The organism is Plantibacter sp. 2H11-2, assembly GCF_050031945.1.
Lineage (GTDB): Bacteria > Actinomycetota > Actinomycetes > Actinomycetales > Microbacteriaceae > Plantibacter > Plantibacter auratus.
On sequence record NZ_JBNBBL010000002.1, the window covers coordinates 378,172 to 397,846 of the forward strand.

The 19,675-nt window shown below is 68.1% G+C and carries 18 protein-coding genes; 14 read left to right on the top strand and 4 right to left on the bottom strand.

Features of this window, described 5'->3' with window-relative positions; all coding sequences use genetic code 11:
• Positions 1-24 precede the first annotated feature (24 nt).
• Positions 25-1,182 (bottom strand): AAA family ATPase, encoded by a 1,158-nt coding sequence (locus ACQG07_RS06205; RefSeq protein ID WP_426737757.1) that lies wholly within the window; start codon positions 1,180-1,182, stop codon positions 25-27.
• Positions 1,183-1,502: 320 nt separating this feature from the next.
• On the opposite strand from ACQG07_RS06205, the gene rplJ reads away from it, so the two are divergent.
• The 5 genes from rplJ (at position 1,503) to ACQG07_RS06230 (ending at position 4,853) form a co-directional block, all read left to right on the top strand.
• A complete protein-coding gene (gene rplJ, locus ACQG07_RS06210) occupies positions 1,503-2,021 on the top strand; it encodes a 50S ribosomal protein L10 (RefSeq protein ID WP_079706724.1) in 519 nt (172 codons plus the stop codon).
• A 78-nt stretch (positions 2,022-2,099) separates the two neighbouring features.
• Entirely contained in the window at positions 2,100-2,483 is a 384-nt protein-coding gene (gene rplL, locus ACQG07_RS06215) for a 50S ribosomal protein L7/L12 (protein WP_056014124.1), read from the top strand.
• A gap of 329 nt (positions 2,484-2,812) precedes the next feature.
• Positions 2,813-2,956 carry a hypothetical protein gene (locus tag ACQG07_RS06220; protein ID WP_153303516.1) on the top strand — a complete coding sequence of 48 codons (144 nt, stop codon included), beginning with the start codon at positions 2,813-2,815 and terminating at the stop codon, positions 2,954-2,956.
• A 140-nt stretch (positions 2,957-3,096) separates the two neighbouring features.
• The gene (locus ACQG07_RS06225) at positions 3,097-3,558 is read left to right on the top strand and encodes a MarR family winged helix-turn-helix transcriptional regulator (RefSeq protein ID WP_064294532.1); all 462 of its coding nucleotides are present in this window, start codon (positions 3,097-3,099) and stop codon (positions 3,556-3,558) included.
• A complete protein-coding gene (locus ACQG07_RS06230; RefSeq protein ID WP_426737758.1) occupies positions 3,555-4,853 on the top strand; it encodes an MFS transporter in 1,299 nt (432 codons plus the stop codon). Before ACQG07_RS06225 ends, ACQG07_RS06230 begins: the two co-directional genes overlap by 4 nt.
• A 114-nt stretch (positions 4,854-4,967) precedes the next feature.
• On the opposite strand, the gene ACQG07_RS06235 is transcribed toward ACQG07_RS06230, so the two are convergent.
• Complete coding sequence (locus tag ACQG07_RS06235; protein WP_079706727.1) at positions 4,968-6,017, bottom strand: LacI family DNA-binding transcriptional regulator; 1,050 nt, start codon at positions 6,015-6,017, stop codon at positions 4,968-4,970.
• 298 nt (positions 6,018-6,315) lie between these two features.
• On the opposite strand from ACQG07_RS06235, the gene ACQG07_RS06240 reads away from it, so the two are divergent.
• The 3 genes from ACQG07_RS06240 (at position 6,316) to ACQG07_RS06250 (ending at position 9,861) form a co-directional block, all read left to right on the top strand.
• Positions 6,316-7,629: an ABC transporter substrate-binding protein gene (locus ACQG07_RS06240; protein WP_159879891.1), complete on the top strand. Its 1,314-nt coding sequence runs from the start codon at positions 6,316-6,318 to the stop codon at positions 7,627-7,629.
• A 127-nt stretch (positions 7,630-7,756) separates the two neighbouring features.
• On the top strand, positions 7,757-8,890 hold the full coding sequence (locus tag ACQG07_RS06245; protein WP_079706729.1) for a carbohydrate ABC transporter permease: 1,134 nt from the start codon (positions 7,757-7,759) through the stop codon (positions 8,888-8,890).
• Positions 8,887-9,861 carry a carbohydrate ABC transporter permease gene (locus tag ACQG07_RS06250; RefSeq protein WP_079706730.1) on the top strand — a complete coding sequence of 325 codons (975 nt, stop codon included), beginning with the start codon at positions 8,887-8,889 and terminating at the stop codon, positions 9,859-9,861. The genes ACQG07_RS06245 and ACQG07_RS06250 overlap by 4 nt, the downstream gene beginning before the upstream one ends.
• A gap of 341 nt (positions 9,862-10,202) precedes the next feature.
• Here the strand turns inward: ACQG07_RS06250 and ACQG07_RS06255 are convergent, their stop codons facing one another.
• On the bottom strand, positions 10,203-11,099 hold the full coding sequence (locus ACQG07_RS06255) for a DUF559 domain-containing protein (protein WP_274500407.1): 897 nt from the start codon (positions 11,097-11,099) through the stop codon (positions 10,203-10,205).
• 250 nt (positions 11,100-11,349) lie between these two features.
• Between ACQG07_RS06255 and ACQG07_RS06260 the strand changes: the two genes are divergently transcribed.
• The 6 genes from ACQG07_RS06260 (at position 11,350) to ACQG07_RS06285 (ending at position 19,369) form a co-directional block, all read left to right on the top strand.
• A complete protein-coding gene (locus tag ACQG07_RS06260) occupies positions 11,350-13,239 on the top strand; it encodes an ABC transporter ATP-binding protein (RefSeq protein WP_202938964.1) in 1,890 nt (629 codons plus the stop codon).
• 192 nt (positions 13,240-13,431) lie between these two features.
• Positions 13,432-15,669 (top strand): adenylate/guanylate cyclase domain-containing protein, encoded by a 2,238-nt coding sequence (locus tag ACQG07_RS06265; protein ID WP_202938952.1) that lies wholly within the window; start codon positions 13,432-13,434, stop codon positions 15,667-15,669.
• On the top strand, positions 15,666-17,087 hold the full coding sequence (locus tag ACQG07_RS06270) for a mechanosensitive ion channel domain-containing protein (protein ID WP_426737759.1): 1,422 nt from the start codon (positions 15,666-15,668) through the stop codon (positions 17,085-17,087). Before ACQG07_RS06265 ends, ACQG07_RS06270 begins: the two co-directional genes overlap by 4 nt.
• 86 nt (positions 17,088-17,173) lie before the next feature.
• Positions 17,174-17,788 carry a GntR family transcriptional regulator gene (locus ACQG07_RS06275; protein WP_426737760.1) on the top strand — a complete coding sequence of 205 codons (615 nt, stop codon included), beginning with the start codon at positions 17,174-17,176 and terminating at the stop codon, positions 17,786-17,788.
• Positions 17,789-17,910: 122 nt separating this feature from the next.
• Entirely contained in the window at positions 17,911-18,702 is a 792-nt protein-coding gene (locus ACQG07_RS06280; protein ID WP_426737761.1) for an aquaporin, read from the top strand.
• A gap of 157 nt (positions 18,703-18,859) precedes the next feature.
• Positions 18,860-19,369, top strand: coding sequence for a hypothetical protein (locus ACQG07_RS06285; RefSeq protein ID WP_164486839.1), 510 nt, complete (start codon positions 18,860-18,862; stop codon positions 19,367-19,369).
• A gap of 93 nt (positions 19,370-19,462) precedes the next feature.
• Here ACQG07_RS06285 and ACQG07_RS06290 read toward each other — a convergent pair whose 3' ends face one another.
• A complete protein-coding gene (locus ACQG07_RS06290) occupies positions 19,463-19,672 on the bottom strand; it encodes an antitoxin (RefSeq protein ID WP_079706736.1) in 210 nt (69 codons plus the stop codon).
• Positions 19,673-19,675: the final 3 nt, after the last annotated feature.

A 19,675-nucleotide genomic window follows, 5' to 3' on the forward strand; every position in this document is an offset into this window, starting at 1 on the left:
CCGGCGGTCACCTGGGCCGGACGCTCACCGGGACGGCCACGACCACGGCGGCGTCGACAGCAGGCCCTGATCCTCGACGGTCGTCTCGCCGAGTCGCTTCACCAGCCGGTGCTCATGCACCTCGCCGGCCTCGAGCATGGCCTCGATGAGTGGGCGGGCGTGGGAGACGACCACGAGCTGTGTGTCGGCGCTGGCCGCGGTGATGAGCCGAGCGAGCTGGGGGAGGAGGTCGCCGTGCAGGCTCGTCTCGGGTTCGTTCAGCACCATGAGCTCGGGCGGGCGCGGAGTGAGGAGCGCCGCGACGAGCAGCAGGTAGCGGAGCGTGCCGTCGGACAGCTCGCCGGCCGAGAGCGGACGGAGCATCCCGGGCTGTTCGAGCTCCAGTCGGAACACCCCGTCGTCGGCGCGCACGCGCAGCACGCTGCCGGGGAACGCGTCGTCGACGGCGGCGTCGAGCCGGTCCCGACCGCCGGACTCGATGATCGTCTGCACCGCGGCGGCGAGGTCCGCGCCGTCGTGGCCGAGGACCGGCGTCCTCGTGCCGACCTGTGGCGCACGTGCGGGCGCGTCGCGGTCGGTCCGGAACTGGTCGTAGAACCGCCAGCCGCGCACCTGGCCGCGCACGCGGAGGACCTCGGGCGTCGCGTCGGCGTCCGAGAACTCGGTGAGGATGCTCTCCGAGGTGCCGAGCGTTCGACCGATCGGACGCCACGACCCGTCGCGGACCCGGACCGCCGGACCGTGCCGGTCGACGAGCAGGCTGCTCGGTTTGGCCAGTGCGCCGGCGAAGATCTGCTCCCGCTTGATCTCGGGGTCGCGGCCGAACAGCGTCGTGGACGGCTGCGGGATCCCGAGGTCGACGAGATACCCCAGCGTGTCCGTCGCGAACCCGAGTCGCAGGCTGATCGGACCCGTGCGGCGCGTGCCCTGGACAGGGACGGAACCGTCGACCATGGCTCGACTCACGTGCTCGGGGCCGGCCCAGAGCGTCGAGGAGAGCCCGCCGTCGCGCGCGAGGGATCCGACGACATCGCCGTCGCCCGCACTCGCGAGGAGTCGGAGTGCCCGGTAGAGGTTGGACTTGCCGGTGCCGTTCGCGCCGGTCACGACGTCGAGGCCGTGCAGCGGCAGCACGGTGTCTCGGATGGACCGGTAGCCGGAGATGGCGAGCGTCTGGATCATGGCTCCATGGTGCCGGTCGCCTCGGACATCCGGACGGGCGGTCGTGAGCGCCCGGTGCACGCCTGGCGGAACGGGGCCGGGGGTGTGTTATGGTTGTGGAAACCAAAGACCGCCGGTCACTGTCGCGTGCAAACGAGACAGTCGAAGGTTCTCATGACGAGACGTCCAGCGCAGGTGTATGAAGATCTGATCGAGGCTCGCCTCTCCCCAGCTCCGTGCGCTTGCGCCGGAGCTTTTTTCATGCCCGAACCCTTCGCCGGCCCGGCGGTTGGTGTGTGCGGCCTCCGCTGCATGCATTCAAGATTCGAAAAGGAGTGGCCATGGCGAACAAGGAAGCCTCGGTTGCCGAACTCACGGAGAAGTTCCAGAGCTCGACTGCCGTTCTGCTGACCGAGTACCGCGGCCTCACTGTTGCTCAGCTCAAGAACCTGCGCAAGAGCATCAGTGCGGACGCAACCTACGCCGTGGTGAAGAACACGCTGACCAAGATCGCGGCGAACAACGCCGGCATCTCGTCGTTCGACGACGAGCTCGCCGGTCCGTCCGCGATCGCATTCGTGCACGGTGACCCGGTCACCGTCGCGAAGGCTCTTCGTGACTTCGCCAAGGCAAACCCTCTCCTCGTGGTCAAGGGCGGTTACTTCGACGGTAACCCGCTGACCGCTGAAGAAGTCGGCAAGCTCGCCGACCTCGAGTCCCGTGAAGTGCTGCTGGCAAAGCTTGCCGGCGCCGTCAAGGCCTCGCTGTTCGGAGCTGCCTACCTCTTCAACGCACCGCTCTCGAAGGCCGTTCGCACGGTCGAGGCGCTGCGCGAGAAGCAGGAGTCCGCGGCCGAGTAATTCGGTTCCGCGAACAATCAACCCCGTACCTGTCCGCCGCGTGATGCGGTTGCAGGGCATGAAACAAGGAGAACAATCATGGCAAAGCTGTCAAACGAAGAACTGATCAACGCGTTCAAGGAGCTCACGCTCATCGAGCTCAGCGAGTTCGTCAAGCTGTTCGAGGAGACCTTCGAGGTCACCGCTGCTGCTCCCGTCGCCGTCGCCGGCCCGGCTGCTGCTGGCGCTGCTGTCGAAGAGGTCGAAGAGAAGACCGACTTCGACGTCATCCTCGAGGCTGCTGGCGACAAGAAGATCCAGGTCATCAAGACGGTCCGCGAGCTCACCTCGCTCGGCCTCGGCGAGGCCAAGGCTCTCGTCGACGGCGCTCCGGCTGCCGTCCTCGAAGGCGCCAACAAGGAAGCCGCTGACAAGGCGAAGGAAGCCCTCGAGGCTGCCGGCGCCACCGTCACGCTCAAGTAGTCGGTCCCCTGCGGGGGACAACCACTGGGCTGGCGACCGACTCCGGTCGGTCGCCGCTGACGATCGCGGATCTTCTTGAGACGAGTGCTGCACGCACTCGGCAGAGACATCCGTGATCGGAGGGCATCGCCCCCGATTCGTTCGGGAGCGGTGCCCTCCGTCAGTTAATCGGAGGGCCTGCGATTCGTCGCGTCACTCCACACGGACGCGGATGCTCTGCACCCGTCGACGACGTTCGTCGACGGTTCACGCAGGTATCCGCGTCGTCGTCCCGCTCCGTGTGAGCGTGGGCCGTCGGTGCGGTGCCCGAATCGGGAGAACCCACCACCATGAACACCCACGCACGCTGGCGTGCAACCATCACCTGGATCCGAGCCCAGCTCGCATCCGCCTTCACCGAGTCGGAACGGGCGAGTGACGCCCACCCGCCCGATCCGCGGGTCAGCCAGTCCTTCACCACCTGGATGCGCTGACCGGTTCACACTTCAGGTCCGCCTGGGCGAGTCCCGCCCTGCGGGAGGCTCCTGGTGCCGACGCGCCGGGAGCCTCCTGAATGGTGATCACCGGACTGCGTGTGCAAATGCATAGCCTGGCTATGTATACTGGATGGATCATGACCGAGAACCGTACGCATTCACCCCTGCACACCATCCTCGGCGACCTCATCACGGCATCGCACCGGCTCACCCGCCTTGCCGCCCAGGCCACCGGATCCTCCGAATCGCCCGCCGTCTGGCGCACGCTCTCCGTGCTCACCACGGTCGGCCCCGTCCGGGTCGGCGAACTGGCCCGCCAGAGCCGGGTGTCCCAACCCACGATGACGAAGCTCGTGCAGAGCCTCGACGAGCGCGACTGGATCAAGCGGATCGCCGACGTCGACGACCACCGCGCGTGGCTCATCGCCATCGCCCCCAAGGGGACGGCCGCCCTCCTCGCCTGGCGCGACGAGCTCACCGACGCCCTGGAGCCGGCCTTCACCGACCTCGAGGACGACGACCTCGCTGCGATCGCCAGGACGGTCGAGATCATCCAGGCCCGCGTGGCCGTCGAGGTCGCCTCGGAGCTGACGGCATGAGCGCCGACACCAGCGCACGCACGTCCTCCGTGCCCACTCCCACGGCGTCGAGCCACGGCCACGGCGCCGGCCACAGTGCAGGCCTCGGCGGCATCCTGCACCAGCCGAAGGCCGTCTGGGCGGTCGCCTTCGCGAGCGTCATCGCCTTCATGGGCATCGGCCTCGTCGACCCGATCCTCCCCGCGATCGCCGAAGACCTCCAGGCGACGCCGACCCAGGCCGAGATGCTCTTCACGAGCTACCTGCTCGTCACCGGCGTGGCCATGCTCTTCACGAGCTGGCTGTCGAGCCGGATCGGTGCCAAACGCACGCTCCTCATCGGACTCGCACTCGTCGTCCTGTTCGCCCTCCTCGCGGGCCTGTCCGACTCCGTCGGAGCCGTCATCGGCTTCCGGGCCGGCTGGGGCCTCGGCAACGCGCTCTTCATCTCGACGGCACTCGCCACCATCGTCGGTGCTGCAGCGGGCGGCCGCGCCAACGCGATCATCCTGTACGAAGCAGCACTCGGGCTCGGCATCGCGATCGGTCCGCTCCTGGGTGGTCTCCTCGGCGGCATCGGTTGGAAGTGGCCGTTCTTCGGCACCGCGACGCTCATGGCCGTCGGGTTCATCGCGATCGTGACCCTGCTGAAGACCGAGGGGCCGAAGGCCGCGCCGCTCAAGCTGTCCGCGCCGTTCAAAGCGCTGGCGATCCCGTCGCTCGGCATCCTCGCGGCAGCAGCCCTGTTCTACAACATCGGCTTCTTCACGCTCCTCGCGTACTCGCCGTTCCCGCTCGGCCTCGATGCGATGGGTCTCGGGTTCACGTTCTTCGGGTGGGGTGTCGCGCTGGCGATCACGAGCGTGTTCGTCGCACCGCTGCTCACGGCTCGGATGCGTCGCACCTCCGTGATCAAGCTGGTCCTGCCGTTGCTGGCGCTGGACCTCGTCGCGGCCGGACTCCTCGTGCAGTCCACCACCGGCCTCATCGTCTGCATCGTCGTCGGCGGACTCCTGCTCGGCGTCATGAACACGGTGCTGACCGAGTCGGTCATGGAGGCGACGGACCTGCCGAGCAACGTCGCATCCTCGGCGTACTCGTCCGTACGGTTCCTCGGTGGGGCCATCGCGCCGCCGGCCGCCGCGGAGATCGCGAAGCTCCTCTCGCCTGCCGCACCGTACTACGTGGCCGCCGGCTCGCTCATCGTCGCGGTCCTCATCGTCGTCCTCGGACGCAAGCACCTCGCCCGCGTCGACGGTCCGGTGGAGAGCGAACTCGACGAGGCCATCGCGATCACCGCAGCCGACGCGAGCTGATCCGACCGGTCACCGCGCCCCACTGACGCGATCGCTCCCCTCCGGGGGCCCGCGCTCACGTCAGTGGGGCGCGCTCGCGTCAGCGCGCCGCGCTGGGAGTGCAGCCGGGGGTGTCTACTCGGCGGACTCGGGGCGCGTCGTGGTCTGTCGGATCACCAGACGGGTCGGCCATCGCACCTCGGAGACGGTGCTGCCCGGCTCCCCGGAGTCCGGGGCCTGCGCGCGTTGCTCGTCCTCCAGGTCTTGGAGGAGGATCTCGACGGCATGCCGCCCCTGCGCGCGGGGCTCCTGCTCGAAGGTGGTGAGCGCGAACATCTCCGCGTAGGAGTGCCCGTCGATCCCGATGACCGACAGCTCCGCGGGAACGGTGATCCCGAGGCGTCGTGCGGCGATGATGATGCCGATCGCCACCTCGTCCGTCGAGGCGAACACCGCCGTCGGGCGGATCCTCGCGTCCCGCAGCAACTGAGCCGCGGCCTCGTACCCGCCCGGCAACGAGTGGACCGCGGGCAGGACGTGCACGGCCGAGGTGAGCCCTGCATCCTCCATCGCCGCGAGGTAGCCGGCCAGGCGCCTGCCGTGCACGGTGTCCGTCTGCAGTTCGGCGTCGTGACCGGTGATGTGGGCGATGCGCGTGTGCCCGAGCGTCATGAGGTGCTCCGTCGCCTCGCGGCCGAGCGCCTGGTCGTCGATGTTGATGGAGTGGGCCCCGCGGATGTTGCCGCCGATCGACACGAGTGGACGGGGGTTGGCGAGCAGGCGCGCGATCTCGTCCTGCGAGGCCTCGATCCCGATCGAGATCATGCCGTCGAAGCGCTTGTTCGTGAGGTACGAGTCGAAGATGCGGTCGCGTTCCGGGGAGTCGGGCGGCAGATGGTGGAGCGTCAGGTCGTAACCCCGCGCACGGAGTGCCCCCTCGGCGCCCTCGAGGACCTCCCCGAAGTACCAGCGGTTGAGGAACGAGGTGAGGACGCCGATGGCCAACGTGCGTCCGGTGGACAGGCTCGCGGCGATGGGCGAGGCGACGTACCCGATCGTGGCCGCGGCCTGCACGACCCGTTCCCGGGTCTCGGCCGACACGTATCCACGCCCGGTGAGCGCTCGCGAGGCCGTCGCTTTTGAAACGCCGGCGAGGGCCGCGACATCACTGATGGCACCACTCATGCCGACTCCCTCCGTTGGGTAGCACCACCATAGCGAATCTGGAACAGACCTGGAACTGCAGACTGGAACTGATCCATAACATCTGGAACACGAACGGTCCGGCCGACCGCGTGATTTCGGTGGGAGCGCTCTCACTGTCTATTTCGTTATGTTCTCGTGCTTGCATCCTGTCGCCGGGTGAAGTACTTTGACGCATGGAAACGGTTCCGCATCCGGGCCGATTCCGCACCAGTGCATCATCGGAACGGCTCGACCCTGGAGACGTTCGAACCTGCAGCACTCAATGAGGAGGACACAGATGAGTTTCATTCGGACCCGCCGGACGGCCCTGCCGCTGGCCGTCCTGGCCGTCGCGGGCGTCGCGCTCACCGCTTGTTCAGGCGGATCGGGCAGCAGCGGCGGTGGCGACGACGACAAGACCGTCACCATCTACGGGACGATCGCCGACACCGAGGCGAAGCTGCTCGAGGAGAGCTGGGCCGACTTCGAGAAGGACAGCGGCATCACGATCAAGTACGAGTCCTCCAAGGAGTTCGAGTCGCAGATCGGTATCCGCGCCCAGGGCGGTAACCCGCCCGACCTCGCGATCTTCCCGCAGCCCGGCCTCCTGGCCGACCTCGCCAAGCGCGACTACCTGAAGCCCGCGCCCGACAGCGTCAAGGCGAACATCGAGAAGTACTGGTCGAAGGACTGGGCCGCCTACGGCACCGTCAACGACACCGTCTACGGCGCGCCGCTCATGGCGAGCGTCAAGGGCCTCGTCTGGTACCAGCCGGCCAAGTTCAAGGAATGGGGCGTCGAGGTCCCGAAGACCTGGGACGAGCTGCTCACGCTGACCAAGACGATCCAGGAGAAGACGGGTTCCGCACCCTGGTGCGCCGGCTTCGGCTCCGGCGACGCCTCGGGCTGGCCCGGCACCGACTGGATCGAAGACCTCGTCCTGCGCCAGCAGGGCCCGGACGTCTACGACGACTGGGTGGCCAACAAGGTCAAGTTCACTGACCCGAAGATCAAGGAAGCGTTCGACTCGGTCGGCGAGATCCTCAAGAACCCGGAGTACGTGAACGCGAGCTTCGGCGACGTGTCGTCGATCAACTCGACCGAGTTCGGTGACGTCGCTCCGGCGCTCGCCTCCGGCGCCTGCGCACTGCACCACCAGGCATCGTTCTTCTCCGGCTTCCTCGAGGACGCCGGCGCGACCGTCGCACCCGACGGTGACGTGTGGGCCTTCGTGACCCCCGGCATTAAGGAGGGCGAGACCGCTGTCACCGGTGGTGGCGAGATCGTCGGCGCGTTCAGCGACGACGAGAGCACCGTCAAGGTCCAGGAGTACCTCTCGAGCCCTGAGTGGGCGAACAAGCGAGTCAAGCTCGGCGGCGTCATCTCGGCCAACAACGGCCTCGACCCGGCGAACGCCTCGACCCCGATCCTCAGCCAGGCGATCGAGATCCTGCAGGACGAGAAGACCACGTTCCGCTTCGACGCCTCCGACCTGATGCCCGGTGCCGTCGGCGCCGGAACCTTCTGGAAGGGCCTCGTGAACTGGATCAACGGCGACGAGACCGACCAGGTCCTCAAGGACATCGAAGCCGGCTGGCCCTCCAGCGAGTAATCGATATCCGGAACTGCTGCTCATGAGCGGAAGCGCCGGAGGGTGATCACCCTCCGGCGGTTCCGCCTCGGCAGTGGAACCCCCTAGTGTTCACTCAGGGTCCAACGCCGTACTCGAAAGGCCAGCTATGTCAGGTTTCCTCAACTGGTTGGGCGGACTGCCACCGCTCGCCCAGATCCCGATCGTCGTCATCGCCTTCGGCGCGGTGGTGGCCCTCCTCCTCTTCTTCGTGGACATCGCGCCACGCAAGGGCACCCTCTACACGGTCATCCGTCTGGCGTTCTGCGTCCTGGTGCCCGTCATCGTCGTCCTCTTCTTCGGCTCGTTCCTGTGGGCCGCGGCTGTCGCAGCCGTTCTGGGTGGCGTGCTCTTCCTCCTCGACTACCGCTCCAAGAAGGGCGTCGGGTACCTCGTCCAGCTCGTCGGCTTCCTCGCACCGGCGTTCCTGCTGCTGCTGATCGGCCTGATCCTGCCGTCGATCAACACGACGATCGCCGCATTCATGTCGGCGTCCGGCAAGAACTTCGTCGGGCTGAACAACTTCATCTGGTTGTTCACGCAGCCGAGCGCGATCCGCACCGTGATCAACACGATCATCTGGGTGCTCCTCGTCCCGGCGCTGTCGACGGCCTTCGGCCTCGCCTATGCGGTGTTCATCGACAAGTCCCGCGGCGAGAAGTACTTCAAGATCCTCGTCTTCATGCCGATGGCGATCTCCTTCGTCGGCGCATCCATCATCTGGCGCTTCATCTACGCCTACCGTGAGGCCGGCGCGACCCAGATCGGTCTGCTCAATCAGATCGTCGTGTGGTTCGGCGGCACCCCGGTGCAGTGGTTGCAGAACGAGCCGTGGAACACGCTGTTCCTCATCGTCGTGCTCATCTGGGTGCAGACCGGGTTCGCGATGGTCGTCCTGTCCGCCGCGATCAAGGGTGTCCCCACCGAGCAGATCGAGGCCGCCGAGCTCGACGGCACGAACGGCTGGCAGCGCTTCACCAACGTCATCGTCCCCGGCATCCGCTCCTCGCTGGTCGTCGTCGTCACGACGATCTCCATCGCGTCGCTGAAGGTCTTCGACATCGTCCGCACCATGACCGCCGGCAACAACGGCACCTCGGTCATCGCGAACGAGATGTACACCCAGTTCAAGAACTTCGAGAACGGCCGGAGTGCGGCGTTCGCCGTGATCCTGTTCATCCTCGTGCTGCCGATCGTCATCTACAACGCACGGCAGATCAAGAAGCAGAGGGAGATCCGATGAGTGCTGTGCAGCCGATCGAACTACCGATCGACGAGTCCACGAAGGACCAGCTCGCGAAGGGTGAACGCGGCATCGAGGCTGCGAGCCGACGGACGAAGAAGCGGCTCACGAGCCGTGGCGCGACCATCGCGGCCGTCGTCATCGCCGTGCTGTGGACGATCCCGACCTTCGGTCTCTTCGTCTCCTCGTTCCGGCCTGAGCAGCAGGTGAAGACCACCGGTTGGTGGACGATCTTCTCCGACTTCCAGGTCACCATCGACAACTACGTGCAGGTGCTGCAGGCCGGCAACTCGACGCTGAACCTCGCGGGCTCGTGGGTCAACTCGATCGCCATCGCGGTCCCGGCGACCCTGATCCCGCTGGTGGTGGCGAGCCTCGCGGCGTACGCGTTCGCGTGGATCGACTTCCGCGGCAAGAACTTCCTGTTCATCCTCGTGTTCGCGCTGCAGGTGGTGCCGATCCAGATGGCGCTCGTCCCGCTGCTGTCGACCTTCTCCCGTGGCCTGAACATCTTCGGTCTGCAGGTCGGCGAGGGACTGGACGCGAGCGGCACCTTCGCCCAGGTGTGGATCGCCCACACCATGTTCGCGCTGCCGCTGGCGATCTTCCTGCTGCACAACTTCGTCGCGGAGATCCCCGGCGAGGTCATCGAGGCGGCACGCGTGGACGGCGCGGGTCACGGTCAGATCTTCTTCCGGATCGTGCTGCCGCTGACGATGCCCGCCATCGCGTCGTTCGCGATCTTCCAGTTCCTGTGGGTGTGGAACGACCTGCTGGTCGCGCTCATCTTCGCGGACGGCGAGGTCGCACCGATCACGAAGCTGCTGGCGGAGATCACCGGAACGCGTGGCAATGAGTGGCACCTGCTCACCGCCGGCGCGTTCATCTCGATCCTCGTCCCGCTCGTCGTGTTCTTCGCGCTGCAGCGGTACTTCGTCCGCGGGCTCCTGGCCGGTTCGACGAAGGGCTGACCCGACGCCGCGGTTCGATCCTCCGATCGACAGCGTCGTCGGTGCGCGAACGCCCCGGGAGCTCACGCTCCCGGGGCGTCCGTGCGTCTGCGGGTCGTTCGTTCTCCTGGTCCCGATGGTCCTTTCTCAGGAGAGTTGCGGTGCGTCGTGTCGGCGTGCGCCCGGCGCGCCGGGGGAGTCCTGAGAAAGGGACGAAGCTGAATTCTGGCCGACGAGTGACCGGGATGGTCCTTTCTCAGGAGAGTTGCGGTGCGTCGTGTCGGCGTGCGCCCGGCGCGCCGGGGGAGTCCTGAGAAAGGGACGGAGTGCAGGCTGGCAGGTGCGAGGGTGATCGGATCCGCTCAGCGGGGCCTCGGACGGCCCTGCGCGAGCGCGGCGCGGACCGCTCCGATGACCGCGTACCAGTCGTCCATCACCATGCGATAGGTGAAACGGAGCGAGCGGTAGCCGCGGATCGCCAACTGGGCGTCGCGCCAGCGGTCCTGTTCATGGGCGTCGGGCGTGTCGTGGAACGCGCGCCCATCCCACTCGACCACCAGCCAGCCCTCGATCAGCTCGTCGACGCGTCCGACACCGGGGATGTCGACCTGGTGTCGACCGGCGATCCCGGCCCGTTCGAGGCGGATGCGACCGATGCTCTCGAGGAAACTCTCGCATCCCGACTCCAGCCGAGGGAGTCTGCGCCTGCGCGCGTGCGGGAGTTCGTCCAGCCACGCGCGGAGCGCCCGCCCGCGGTGGGGTTCTCGGTGCAGCACCGAGTCCAAGATCGCGCCGGCGACGTCAGGGTGCTGGCAGGTGACGATCTGACGAACTGCCGACTCACGGCTCACCACGAGGAGCGGCGCGATCGAACCGCCCCGAGGGACCACCGGTTGATCGTCGTCCCAGTGCAGGACCGCGTCGTCCCGGTCCTGCGCTGGCGGATGACATCGGCGGTCGCTCACATCGCGGAGGCGTCCCGCGTTCGACGGGACGGCGACGTGTATGCGCCGGTCTTCCGGTATGGCCCAGCCGAACCAGGCGGCCGCCGAGATGCACGCGAGTCTCCCGCCGACCCGAACGGCTTGGACGATCTCCGGGGATGCACCGGGGTCCGCGTACCAGCCTCGTTTCACCCTGATCAGCTCGGCCATCTCGACCGCGAGTCGGAGCGACCGTTTGGAATGGCCGCGAGCCCGAAGCTGATGCACCGTGGCGATACCGTACGCCGGGCCCAAGGCGTAGGTTCCTCCGGTCATTGGTCGATCGTCCACCCGGTGTCGCGGGACCGCCGAGTCACGCTGCTCATCTGGGGATGATCCGCCCCGCAGTGGACCTGGGGAGCGGACTCACGGCGGTGACCCTTTCTCAGGACAGTTGCGGCGGGTCGGAGAGCGGGCGAGGCGACGCGCCAGCGGACTCCTGAGAAAGGACACGGAGCGGGAAGCATACGGGGACGGGGACAGGGGCGGGGAGGACGGTGGGCGGGGATAGGGTGGCGGGATGAGCATGCACGGCGGACGGGGTGGGCCACGCGGCGGTGCACCCGGGGGCGGCGGGCCTCGAGCGGGCAGCCGTGTCAGCGGTGGCGACATGGCGGCGCAGAAGGCGCTCAACGCCGAGGCACCGAGGATCCCGAACCTCGGCAAGCGCATCGTCGCGCTGTTCGTACCCTTCCGCGCCAAGATCATCCTCACTATGGTGCTCGTCGTCATCGGTGCCGCCCTCGCGGTGCTCCCTCCGCTGCTGGTCAAGCAGGCGTTCGACGTCGGCCTGTTCCCGACCGACGGCGGCACCCCGAACCTCGTCGCCCTCGCGGAGATCGTCGGCGTGATGGTGGCGCTGTTCATCATCGCCGCCCTGCTCGGCGTCTGGCAGACCTACCTCACGGCGACCGTCGGCAACAGTGTCATGGGTGCCCTGCGCATCAAGCTGTTCTCGCAACTGCAGGCGATGGAACTGAGCTTCTTCACCCGCACGAAGACGGGCATCATCCAGTCGCGCCTCCAGAACGACGTCGGCGGCGTCGCGAACGTCCTCACCAACACCGTGTCGAGTGTGCTCGGCAACACCGTGACGGTCATCTCTGCGCTCGTCGCGATGCTCATTCTCAACTGGCAACTGACGATCGTCGCCCTCATCCTCATGCCGATCCTCGTGATCGCGCAGCGCCGCGTGGGTCAGGTCCGGGCACGGATCGCGACGAAGACGCAGGAGTCGCTGTCGGAGATGACCGCGATCACCCAGGAGGCCCTGAGCGTCTCCGGCGTGCTCCTCGCGAAGAGCTTCAACCGCCAGGACACCGAGGTCGAGCGCTACAGCGCCGAGAACCGCACCCAGATCCGCCTCCAGGTCAGCCAGGCGATGAGTGGTCAGTGGTTCTTCGCGATGGTCAACATCTTCCTCTCGTCCATCCCCGCGATCGTGTACCTGGTGGCCGGCTGGCTCATCACCGGTGGGGCGGTGGACGTCACCGCCGGCTCGATCGTGGCATTCACCACCATCCAGGCCCGCCTGCTGTTCCCGCTCATGGGCGTCATGCGCGTCGCTCTCGACCTGCAGACCTCCGGCGCCCTCTTCGCGCGGATCTTCGAGTACCTCGACCTCAAGCCCGCGATCGCCGACCGCCCCGGCGCCGCACCGCTCCCGAGCGTCGCACCGCAGATCCGCTTCGACGACGTCACCTTCCGCTACGCCGACGCCCAGGACGACTCGACCCCCACGCTCGACGGCGTCTCCTTCACGATCGAACCCGGACAGTTCGCCGCGTTCGTCGGACCGTCGGGAGCAGGCAAGACGACCATCTCCTACCTCATCCCGCGCTTCCAGGAGGTCTCGGGCGGACGGGTCATGGTGGCGGGCGCAGACGTCCGCGATGTCACGCAGGAGTCCTTGGTCTCCCGCATCGGCATCGTCAGTCAAGAGACCTACCTCTTCCACGCGACGATCGCCGAGAACCTCCGCTACGCGAAGCCCGACGCGACCCTCGAGGAGCTCGAGACCGCCTGCCGCGCGGCGAACATCCACGAGACGATCGCTCGCTTCGAGGACGGCTACGACACGCTCGTCGGGGAGCGCGGCTACCGCTTGTCCGGCGGCGAGAAGCAGCGCATCGCCATCGCGCGCGTGCTCTTGAAGGATCCGGAGGTGCTCATCCTCGACGAGGCGACGAGCGCCCTCGACACGATCTCCGAACGGGTCGTCCAGGTCGCCCTCGATGACGCGACCCGCGGACGCACCACGGTGTCGATCGCGCACCGCCTGTCGACCATCGTGCACGCCGACGTCATCTTCGTGCTCGATCGCGGGCGCATCGTGGAGCGCGGCACCCACCAGGAACTGCTCGCCGCCGGCGGCGTGTACGCGACCCTCTACGCCCAGCAGGCCGTCACCGTCTGAGCAGGACGTCGCGTCGCGTCGGGCACGTCGACGACGCGCTGACGTGAGTAGGCCTGGCGGCGCAGTCCGGCCGGCGAAGAATCGCGGCCCAGCCATTGTGGGCGCGCGGCACGGGTGGCTAGAGTGAGCGCCATCGTGACCCCCGAAGGAGGGGGCGCCCGCGCACCGCCGGATCGAGTAGGGGACTCGTCGATGACCGCAGCTGTGGACGCACCATCCGGATCCTCGCCAGACGGCACCGCGCCGACAGGCCGGTCAGACCCGCCGATCCCAGCTGCCCCCTCCTCGGCCGCCAGGTCCCGCGGGTTCGGTCGCGGACGGTTCGGTCGCCCCGGCTTCAGCATCCAGTCGAAGCTGCTCGTCATGCTGCTGCTCGTCAGCGTGGGAGCGTCGATCGTGACCGGGATCGTCGGGTACCTGTCCGGCAGTGACTCGCTGCGCCAGGCGTCGTTCGAGCGGCTGACCGAGGTCCGGGAGTCCCGCGCCCGTGAGATCACGAACTACTACGACCAGACGCGCGACTCGCTCGTCGTCTACACTCGCGGCACCACCGTGGTCGACGCGATGAACGGCTTCCACGACGCCTTCCACGAGTTGGAGGAGCAGCCGGTGGACCCGGCGCGCGCGTCGACGGTGACGTCGTTCTACGAGGACACGTTCGCTCCGGAGCTCGCCGAACGCACCGGAGACGAGGCGGACCCGGCTGCGTTCATCCCGACGAACCCGGCCGAGACCTACCTGCAGTCGGTGTACACGCCGGGCGACCTCGACTACGACACCGCCATCACCGTCGACGACGCCGGTGACGGGAGCGCCTGGTCGTCAGTGCACGCGCAGTACCACGACTACTTCCGCGAGATCATCGACCGTTTCGGGTACGAGGACGCCCTGCTCATCGATGACGAGGGCGACGTCGTCTACAGCGCCTACAAGGGTCCGGACCTCGGTACGAACGTCCTGACCGGCCCCTACAAGGGCGGGGTGCTCGAGGACGGCTTCACCGCGGCGCTCCGGTCGAACGCGATCGACTACGTGGGCATCACCGACTTCGAGCGCTACCAGCCGTCGCTCAACGTCCCGACGCAGTGGATCTTCTCACCGGTCGGCGAGAACGGTCGGGTCGACGGGGTGATGGCGCTGCAGGTCCCGATCGAGGCGATCAACGACATCATGACCGGCTCCGGCCAGTGGGAGCAGGACGGCCTGGGGGAGACCGGTGAGACGTACCTCGCCGGGCCCGATCAACTCATGCGCTCGACCTCCCGTCTGCTGATCGAGGATCCGAAGGCGTACGAGCGGGCCGCGGTCGCCGCCGGCACACCGCCGGAGACCGCCGCGCGTGCCGTTGCCGTCGCGGGGACGATCCAGATCCAACCGACCCGCACCGTCTCGGTCGAGCGTGCGCTCGCGGGCGAGACCGGCACCACCATCGGGCGCGGCTACCTCGGTGAGGAGAACCTCACGGCGTACACCCCGGTCGACATCGACGGGCTCCAGTGGGTGCTCGTCGCCCGGGTCGACGCCGCCGAGGCCTTCGCGCCGGTGACCGACTTCACCCGCAACCTCGTCATCTCGGTGCTCGCCATCGTGGTCGTGGTGTCGTTGCTCTCCCTGCTCCTGGCGCAGGTGTTCGCCCGGCCGGTGCGGGCACTCGTCGGCGCGGTGCGGCGGGTGGCCGGTGGCGACTACAGCGTCGAGGTGCCGAACACCCGACGCGACGAGTTCGGTGACCTGGGCACGGCCTTCAACGACATGAGCCGCAGCCTGAGACTCAAGCAGGAGCTCATCGAGGAGCAGCGAGCGGAGAACGAGAAGCTGCTGCTCACCCTCATGCCGGCGTCGGTCGCCAAGCGCTACAAGGACGGTGAGGAGACGATCTCCGAGGTCCACCAGGACGTGTCCGTCATCTTCGCCGACCTCGTGGGGTTCGACGACCTGACCCGCGGCCTCGATCCGGAGCGGGAGCTGTCGATGCTCAACGCGCTGGTCCGCAGCTTCGACGAGGCGGCCGAACGGCTCGGGATCGAGCAGGTGCGGACGCTGCGGGAGGGGTATCTCGCGAGCTGCGGGCTGATCGTCCCACGTGTCGACAACGTGCGTCGGACCCTCGACTTCGCGCTCGAGATGCGCACGATCGTCGAACGCTTCAATGCGCAGCACCAGGCGAACCTCACCCTGCGGGTCGGCGTGGACGCCGGTGTCGTGACGAGCGGCCTCGTCGGCCGGACGAGCCTCGCCTACGACATGTGGGGTGACGCGGTCAGTCTCGCCAACCAGGTGCAGTCGGTCTCCGGGACGGCCGGCATCTTCGTCAGTCAGCGGGTCCGCGACCGCATGCAGGACACCGTCGCCTTCGAGGCCGCCGGCACCGTGGAGACGCGCGGCGGTCCGCAGGCCGTCTGGCAGGTCGTCTCGGGGCCGAAGTCATGACGCAGGTGTGGCAGGAGGCGTGGTTCCCCTGGGCCGTGGCGCTGGCCGTCGGCGTACCCGTGCTGCTCATCGTCCTGACCGAGGTGCTCGGTGCGCTCAACCGCCGGAAGCACGCTGCGGCGAAACCGATCCGTCTGCTGCGCAACTACGTGGTGCCGGTCGGCGCGGTGTTCGCGCTCCTCGTGTTCGCCACGGCGCGGGCGGACGACAGCACCTGGGTGCGGATCGTCGGCACCCTCCTCGGGTTCCTCGTGATCCTCCTCATCCTCTCCGCCTTCAACGTCGCCCTGTTCGCGAACGCCGAGGAGGGGTCGTGGCGTGACCGGATCCCGTCGATCTTCGTCGATCTCGCGCGGCTGGCCCTCATCCTCATCAGCCTCGCGATCCTGTTCTCCTGGGTGTGGGACGCCGACATCGGCGGGCTGGTCACCGCGCTCGGCGTGACGTCGATCGTGATCGGCCTCGCCCTGCAGAACGCGGTCGGCGGGGTCATCTCGGGACTGCTCCTGCTGTTCGAGCAGCCGTTCCGGCTCGGCGACTGGCTCGACACCGGAAGCGTCCGCGGTCGCGTGGTCGAGGTGAACTGGCGTGCGGTCCACCTCGACACCGGCAACGGCATCCAGATCGTGCCGAACTCCTCGCTCGCGGGGGCGTCGTTCACGAACCTCAGCCAACCGGTCGGTGCGTACACCGCGAGCGTCGAGGTGACCTTCTCGACCGACGACCCGCCGGACGATGTGCTCCGGCTGCTCCGCGAGGTCGGATCGGGCCTACCGATGCTCGAGCCGGGGGACGTGGTGTCCGCGTCCTACCTCGGCGCAGCGCGGTTCGCCGTCACCCTGCCCGTGTCCGGGCCCTCCACCGCCGACGCCGCCGTCGCCCTGTTCCGCGCCTGGCTCTGGTACGCCTCGCGGCGCCGCGGTCTCGCGCTCGACGGCGACGGCTCCGACCCGGTCGCGACGCCGGAGCGCTTGCGGAGTGCCATCGCCGAATTGGCGCCGACCCTCCACGCGCGGGAGGAGGACTACGACGAGCTCGCCCGGACGTGCACACTCGAGCGGTACGGGCCGGGGGAGACCATCCAGCAGGCGGGCACGATCCCCGGCGCGATGCGGTTCCTCGTCGAGGGTGGCGTCCATCTCGCCGTGCCGACGACGGACGGGCTCATCACCTTCCAACGACTCGGCGTCGGCGACTTCATCGGCCAGACGGCGCTGACGAGGGAGGTCGCCATGGCCGCCGCGATCGCCGACGGCACGACCCTGGTCCTGCGGATGCCGCTGTCCACCATCGACCAGCTCGTTCGCAGTAAGCCCCGCCTGGCTCAGGAGATCGGTGCCTCGATCGACAACAAGCACCGACAGGCACAGGCGGCGCTCGCCGAGGCGGGGATCGTCCGCGGTACGATCGGCCGGTAGCCAGCAGCCGTCCCCAGCCGAGCGAGGAACCGATGCCGAACCCCGATGGACCGTCCGGGTCGCGGCCGTCGCCTGTCGGCGATTCCGTGACCGAGCGGATCCGCAACGCGATCTACGACGGGACGCTCGCCTCCGGTGAGCTGCTCATCGAGGAGGAGCTCCGGGAGTGGCTCGGCGCGCCGACGGACGCGATCGTCGGAGCACTCCGGGAACTCGAACGCGTCGGGCTGGTCGAGACGGCACCGCAGCGGCACACTCGGGTCGCGCAGCCACGGGCCGAGGACCGGACAGCCGTGCTGCAGACCCTCGGAGCGCTCGTCAGCGGCGTCGTCCGGGTCACCGTCCCGACGTTGACCGCTGGGCAACGGGCCGAGCTCATGGCGTTCGTCGAGCACACGATGACCACGGTGACGGCGGAGGACGCGGATGCGCACGGCCGCTGCGTCTGGGGGCTCGTGGACCGGTTCCTGAAGCACTGCGAGAACCCGGTCCTCGTCACGGCGACGAAGGACGTGATCGGCGCCCTGATCTACCGCGTCGCGGCGACGCGGTCAGCCCAGACGGTGGACTGGTCGGATCTGCGCGTCGGGTACCCGCACCTCCGCTCCGCGATCGCCTCGGGCGACGCCGTCGGCGCGGAGCTCGCGATCGAGCACGTCTTCCGGCTCCAGGTCCCGCTCCACGACCTGGAGGTGCACTGAGCGACGGCGACATGCTGACCTCGGGGCTGTCGCCGGTGGGACGCGGGGCAATAGTCTGCTGATGGCGCGGTGCTCGCCAGAGCTCCGCGTCCACGTCGTCACCACGAGCGAGAAGAGTCCAGATGTCCTCCCCGGAAGTCCCACCCTCCGTCGAACCGACCACCGCGTCGCAACTCCTCGCAGAGCTGGCCGGCACCTTCCTGCTGGTCTTCGGTCTCGTCGGGACGGCGACCTTCTCCGCATTCTTCGGCGAGGAGACCTCCAACCCCCTCGGCGTCGGTTTCCTCGGGGTGGCGATCGCCCTCGGCCTCTCGGTGACCATCGCCGCCTACGCGTTCGGTCCCATCTCCGGCGGGCACTTCAACCCGGCGGTGACGCTCGGGCTCGCCGCCGCCGGTCGGTTCCCCTGGCGTGCGACGTGGACGTTCATCCTCGCGCAGCTCGTCGGAGCGTTCCTCGGCGCACTCGCGGTGTTCGGCCTCGCGGCCGGCGGCCCGGCAGGATTCCTCGACAAGGCCGTCGCGAGCGGCTTCGTCTCGAACGGCTTCGGCGAGCTCTCGCCCGGCGGATTCGGACTCGTCTCGGCGATCGTGATCGAGGTCGTCATCACCGCACTCTTCCTCTACGTCATCCTCGGCGTCACGCACACGCGGGCCGCCGCGGGCTTCGCGCCGATCGCCATCGGCGGCACGCTCACGCTGTTCCTGTTGATCGCGATCCCGATCGACAACGGCTCTCTCAACCCGGCGCGCTCCATCGCGACCGCCATCTTCGGCGGGGCCGACTGGCTCGCGCAGGTCTGGGTGTTCATCGTGTTCCCGATCATCGGCGCGCTGATCGCAGGATTCAGCTACCGGATCCTGTTCGAGGGGACCCGCCCGGCGGGGTCCCGACCGGTCGCGAACCGCAGCTGAGTCGTCCGAGCGTCGCCCGCACCCCGTCCGCCCTGGTGGACGGGGTGCGTCGTTTCGGGCCGGCACCCCGCGAACGCGGGCAACCCGCATTGGGGGACGCGCTTTCCACGGGCACCGAGCATGCTTGAGGTTCGAGCGCCGGAACCTTGGAGGGGCGATGACGATGACCGAACGCGACGCCCCCACGACCGCGTGGGTGGGTCCGCTGCAGGACGGCGGCAGCATGCCCGATGCGCCGCTCCCGCCGGACGTCGCCTGGGAGCTCCTCCGGGAGGCGCTCGTCGAGGACTTCATCGACGACCTCCCCCGTCCGGTCCGGACGGCGGAACTCGCCGCGAAGCTCCATGTGAGCCGAGCGTCCCTCATGACCAACATCCGTCGTGGCAATGTCGTCGCGAACCGTCGCGCCGGCCGCTGGGAGATCGACACCGTCGCGAGCCGCACCTATCTGCGGTCGGCCATCCTCAGCCTGGGTGAACGTCGTCGTGCGCTGAGCGGTGTCGATGAAGACCGCTCCGCGACCGTGCAACTGACGCTCAGCGGACGCGCGTCAGAAGTCCTCTCGGACCTCATGCAGGACACGCACCTGTCCGCTCCCGAACTCGTGGCCATCGCGCTCGACCGGTTCCGGAGCAATCCCGTGGACGCCGGCGTCGACGGGCACTGATCGACCCGGAATGACGATCGAGCGCTGACCGGCACAGACATGAACGGCCGGGCGCCCATCGGGACCCGGCCGTCTCGCGTTTCGAGCCGGGGACTACTCGTTGCCGACGGCCTTGTCCGCCGCGTCGCGGGCGCCGTCGATCTGCTCGTCGAACTTGCCGCCGGTGACCTTCTTGGCCGCGTCGGCCACGCTGCCGAGGAGCTTGTCGCTGATGTCCTCGGCCTGTTCGCTCTTCAGCGCGTCCTTGACCTTGTTGTCCTTCAGGAATTCCTGAGCCTTCTTGGTGATGTCGTCGAGTGCCATTCG

Excerpts from the sequence above, each read along its gene's own strand:
- ACQG07_RS06270 (WP_426737759.1), top strand. The coding sequence starts at position 15,666 with ATGACGCAGGTGTGGCAGGAGGCGTGGTTCCCCTGGGCCGTGGCGCTG.
- ACQG07_RS06220 (WP_153303516.1), top strand. The coding sequence starts at position 2,813 with ATGAACACCCACGCACGCTGGCGTGCAACCATCACCTGGATCCGAGCC.
- ACQG07_RS06280 (WP_426737761.1), top strand. The coding sequence starts at position 17,911 with ATGTCCTCCCCGGAAGTCCCACCCTCCGTCGAACCGACCACCGCGTCG.
- ACQG07_RS06290 (WP_079706736.1), bottom strand. The coding sequence starts at position 19,672 with ATGGCACTCGACGACATCACCAAGAAGGCTCAGGAATTCCTGAAGGAC.
- rplJ (WP_079706724.1), top strand. The coding sequence starts at position 1,503 with ATGGCGAACAAGGAAGCCTCGGTTGCCGAACTCACGGAGAAGTTCCAG.
- ACQG07_RS06205 (WP_426737757.1), bottom strand. The coding sequence starts at position 1,182 with ATGATCCAGACGCTCGCCATCTCCGGCTACCGGTCCATCCGAGACACC.
- ACQG07_RS06245 (WP_079706729.1), top strand. The coding sequence starts at position 7,757 with ATGTCAGGTTTCCTCAACTGGTTGGGCGGACTGCCACCGCTCGCCCAG.
- ACQG07_RS06235 (WP_079706727.1), bottom strand. The coding sequence starts at position 6,017 with ATGAGTGGTGCCATCAGTGATGTCGCGGCCCTCGCCGGCGTTTCAAAA.
- ACQG07_RS06225 (WP_064294532.1), top strand. The coding sequence starts at position 3,097 with ATGACCGAGAACCGTACGCATTCACCCCTGCACACCATCCTCGGCGAC.
- ACQG07_RS06255 (WP_274500407.1), bottom strand. The coding sequence starts at position 11,099 with ATGACCGGAGGAACCTACGCCTTGGGCCCGGCGTACGGTATCGCCACG.
- ACQG07_RS06230 (WP_426737758.1), top strand. The coding sequence starts at position 3,555 with ATGAGCGCCGACACCAGCGCACGCACGTCCTCCGTGCCCACTCCCACG.
- rplL (WP_056014124.1), top strand. The coding sequence starts at position 2,100 with ATGGCAAAGCTGTCAAACGAAGAACTGATCAACGCGTTCAAGGAGCTC.
- ACQG07_RS06265 (WP_202938952.1), top strand. The coding sequence starts at position 13,432 with ATGACCGCAGCTGTGGACGCACCATCCGGATCCTCGCCAGACGGCACC.
- ACQG07_RS06260 (WP_202938964.1), top strand. The coding sequence starts at position 11,350 with ATGCACGGCGGACGGGGTGGGCCACGCGGCGGTGCACCCGGGGGCGGC.
- ACQG07_RS06285 (WP_164486839.1), top strand. The coding sequence starts at position 18,860 with ATGACGATGACCGAACGCGACGCCCCCACGACCGCGTGGGTGGGTCCG.
- ACQG07_RS06250 (WP_079706730.1), top strand. The coding sequence starts at position 8,887 with ATGAGTGCTGTGCAGCCGATCGAACTACCGATCGACGAGTCCACGAAG.
- ACQG07_RS06240 (WP_159879891.1), top strand. The coding sequence starts at position 6,316 with ATGAGTTTCATTCGGACCCGCCGGACGGCCCTGCCGCTGGCCGTCCTG.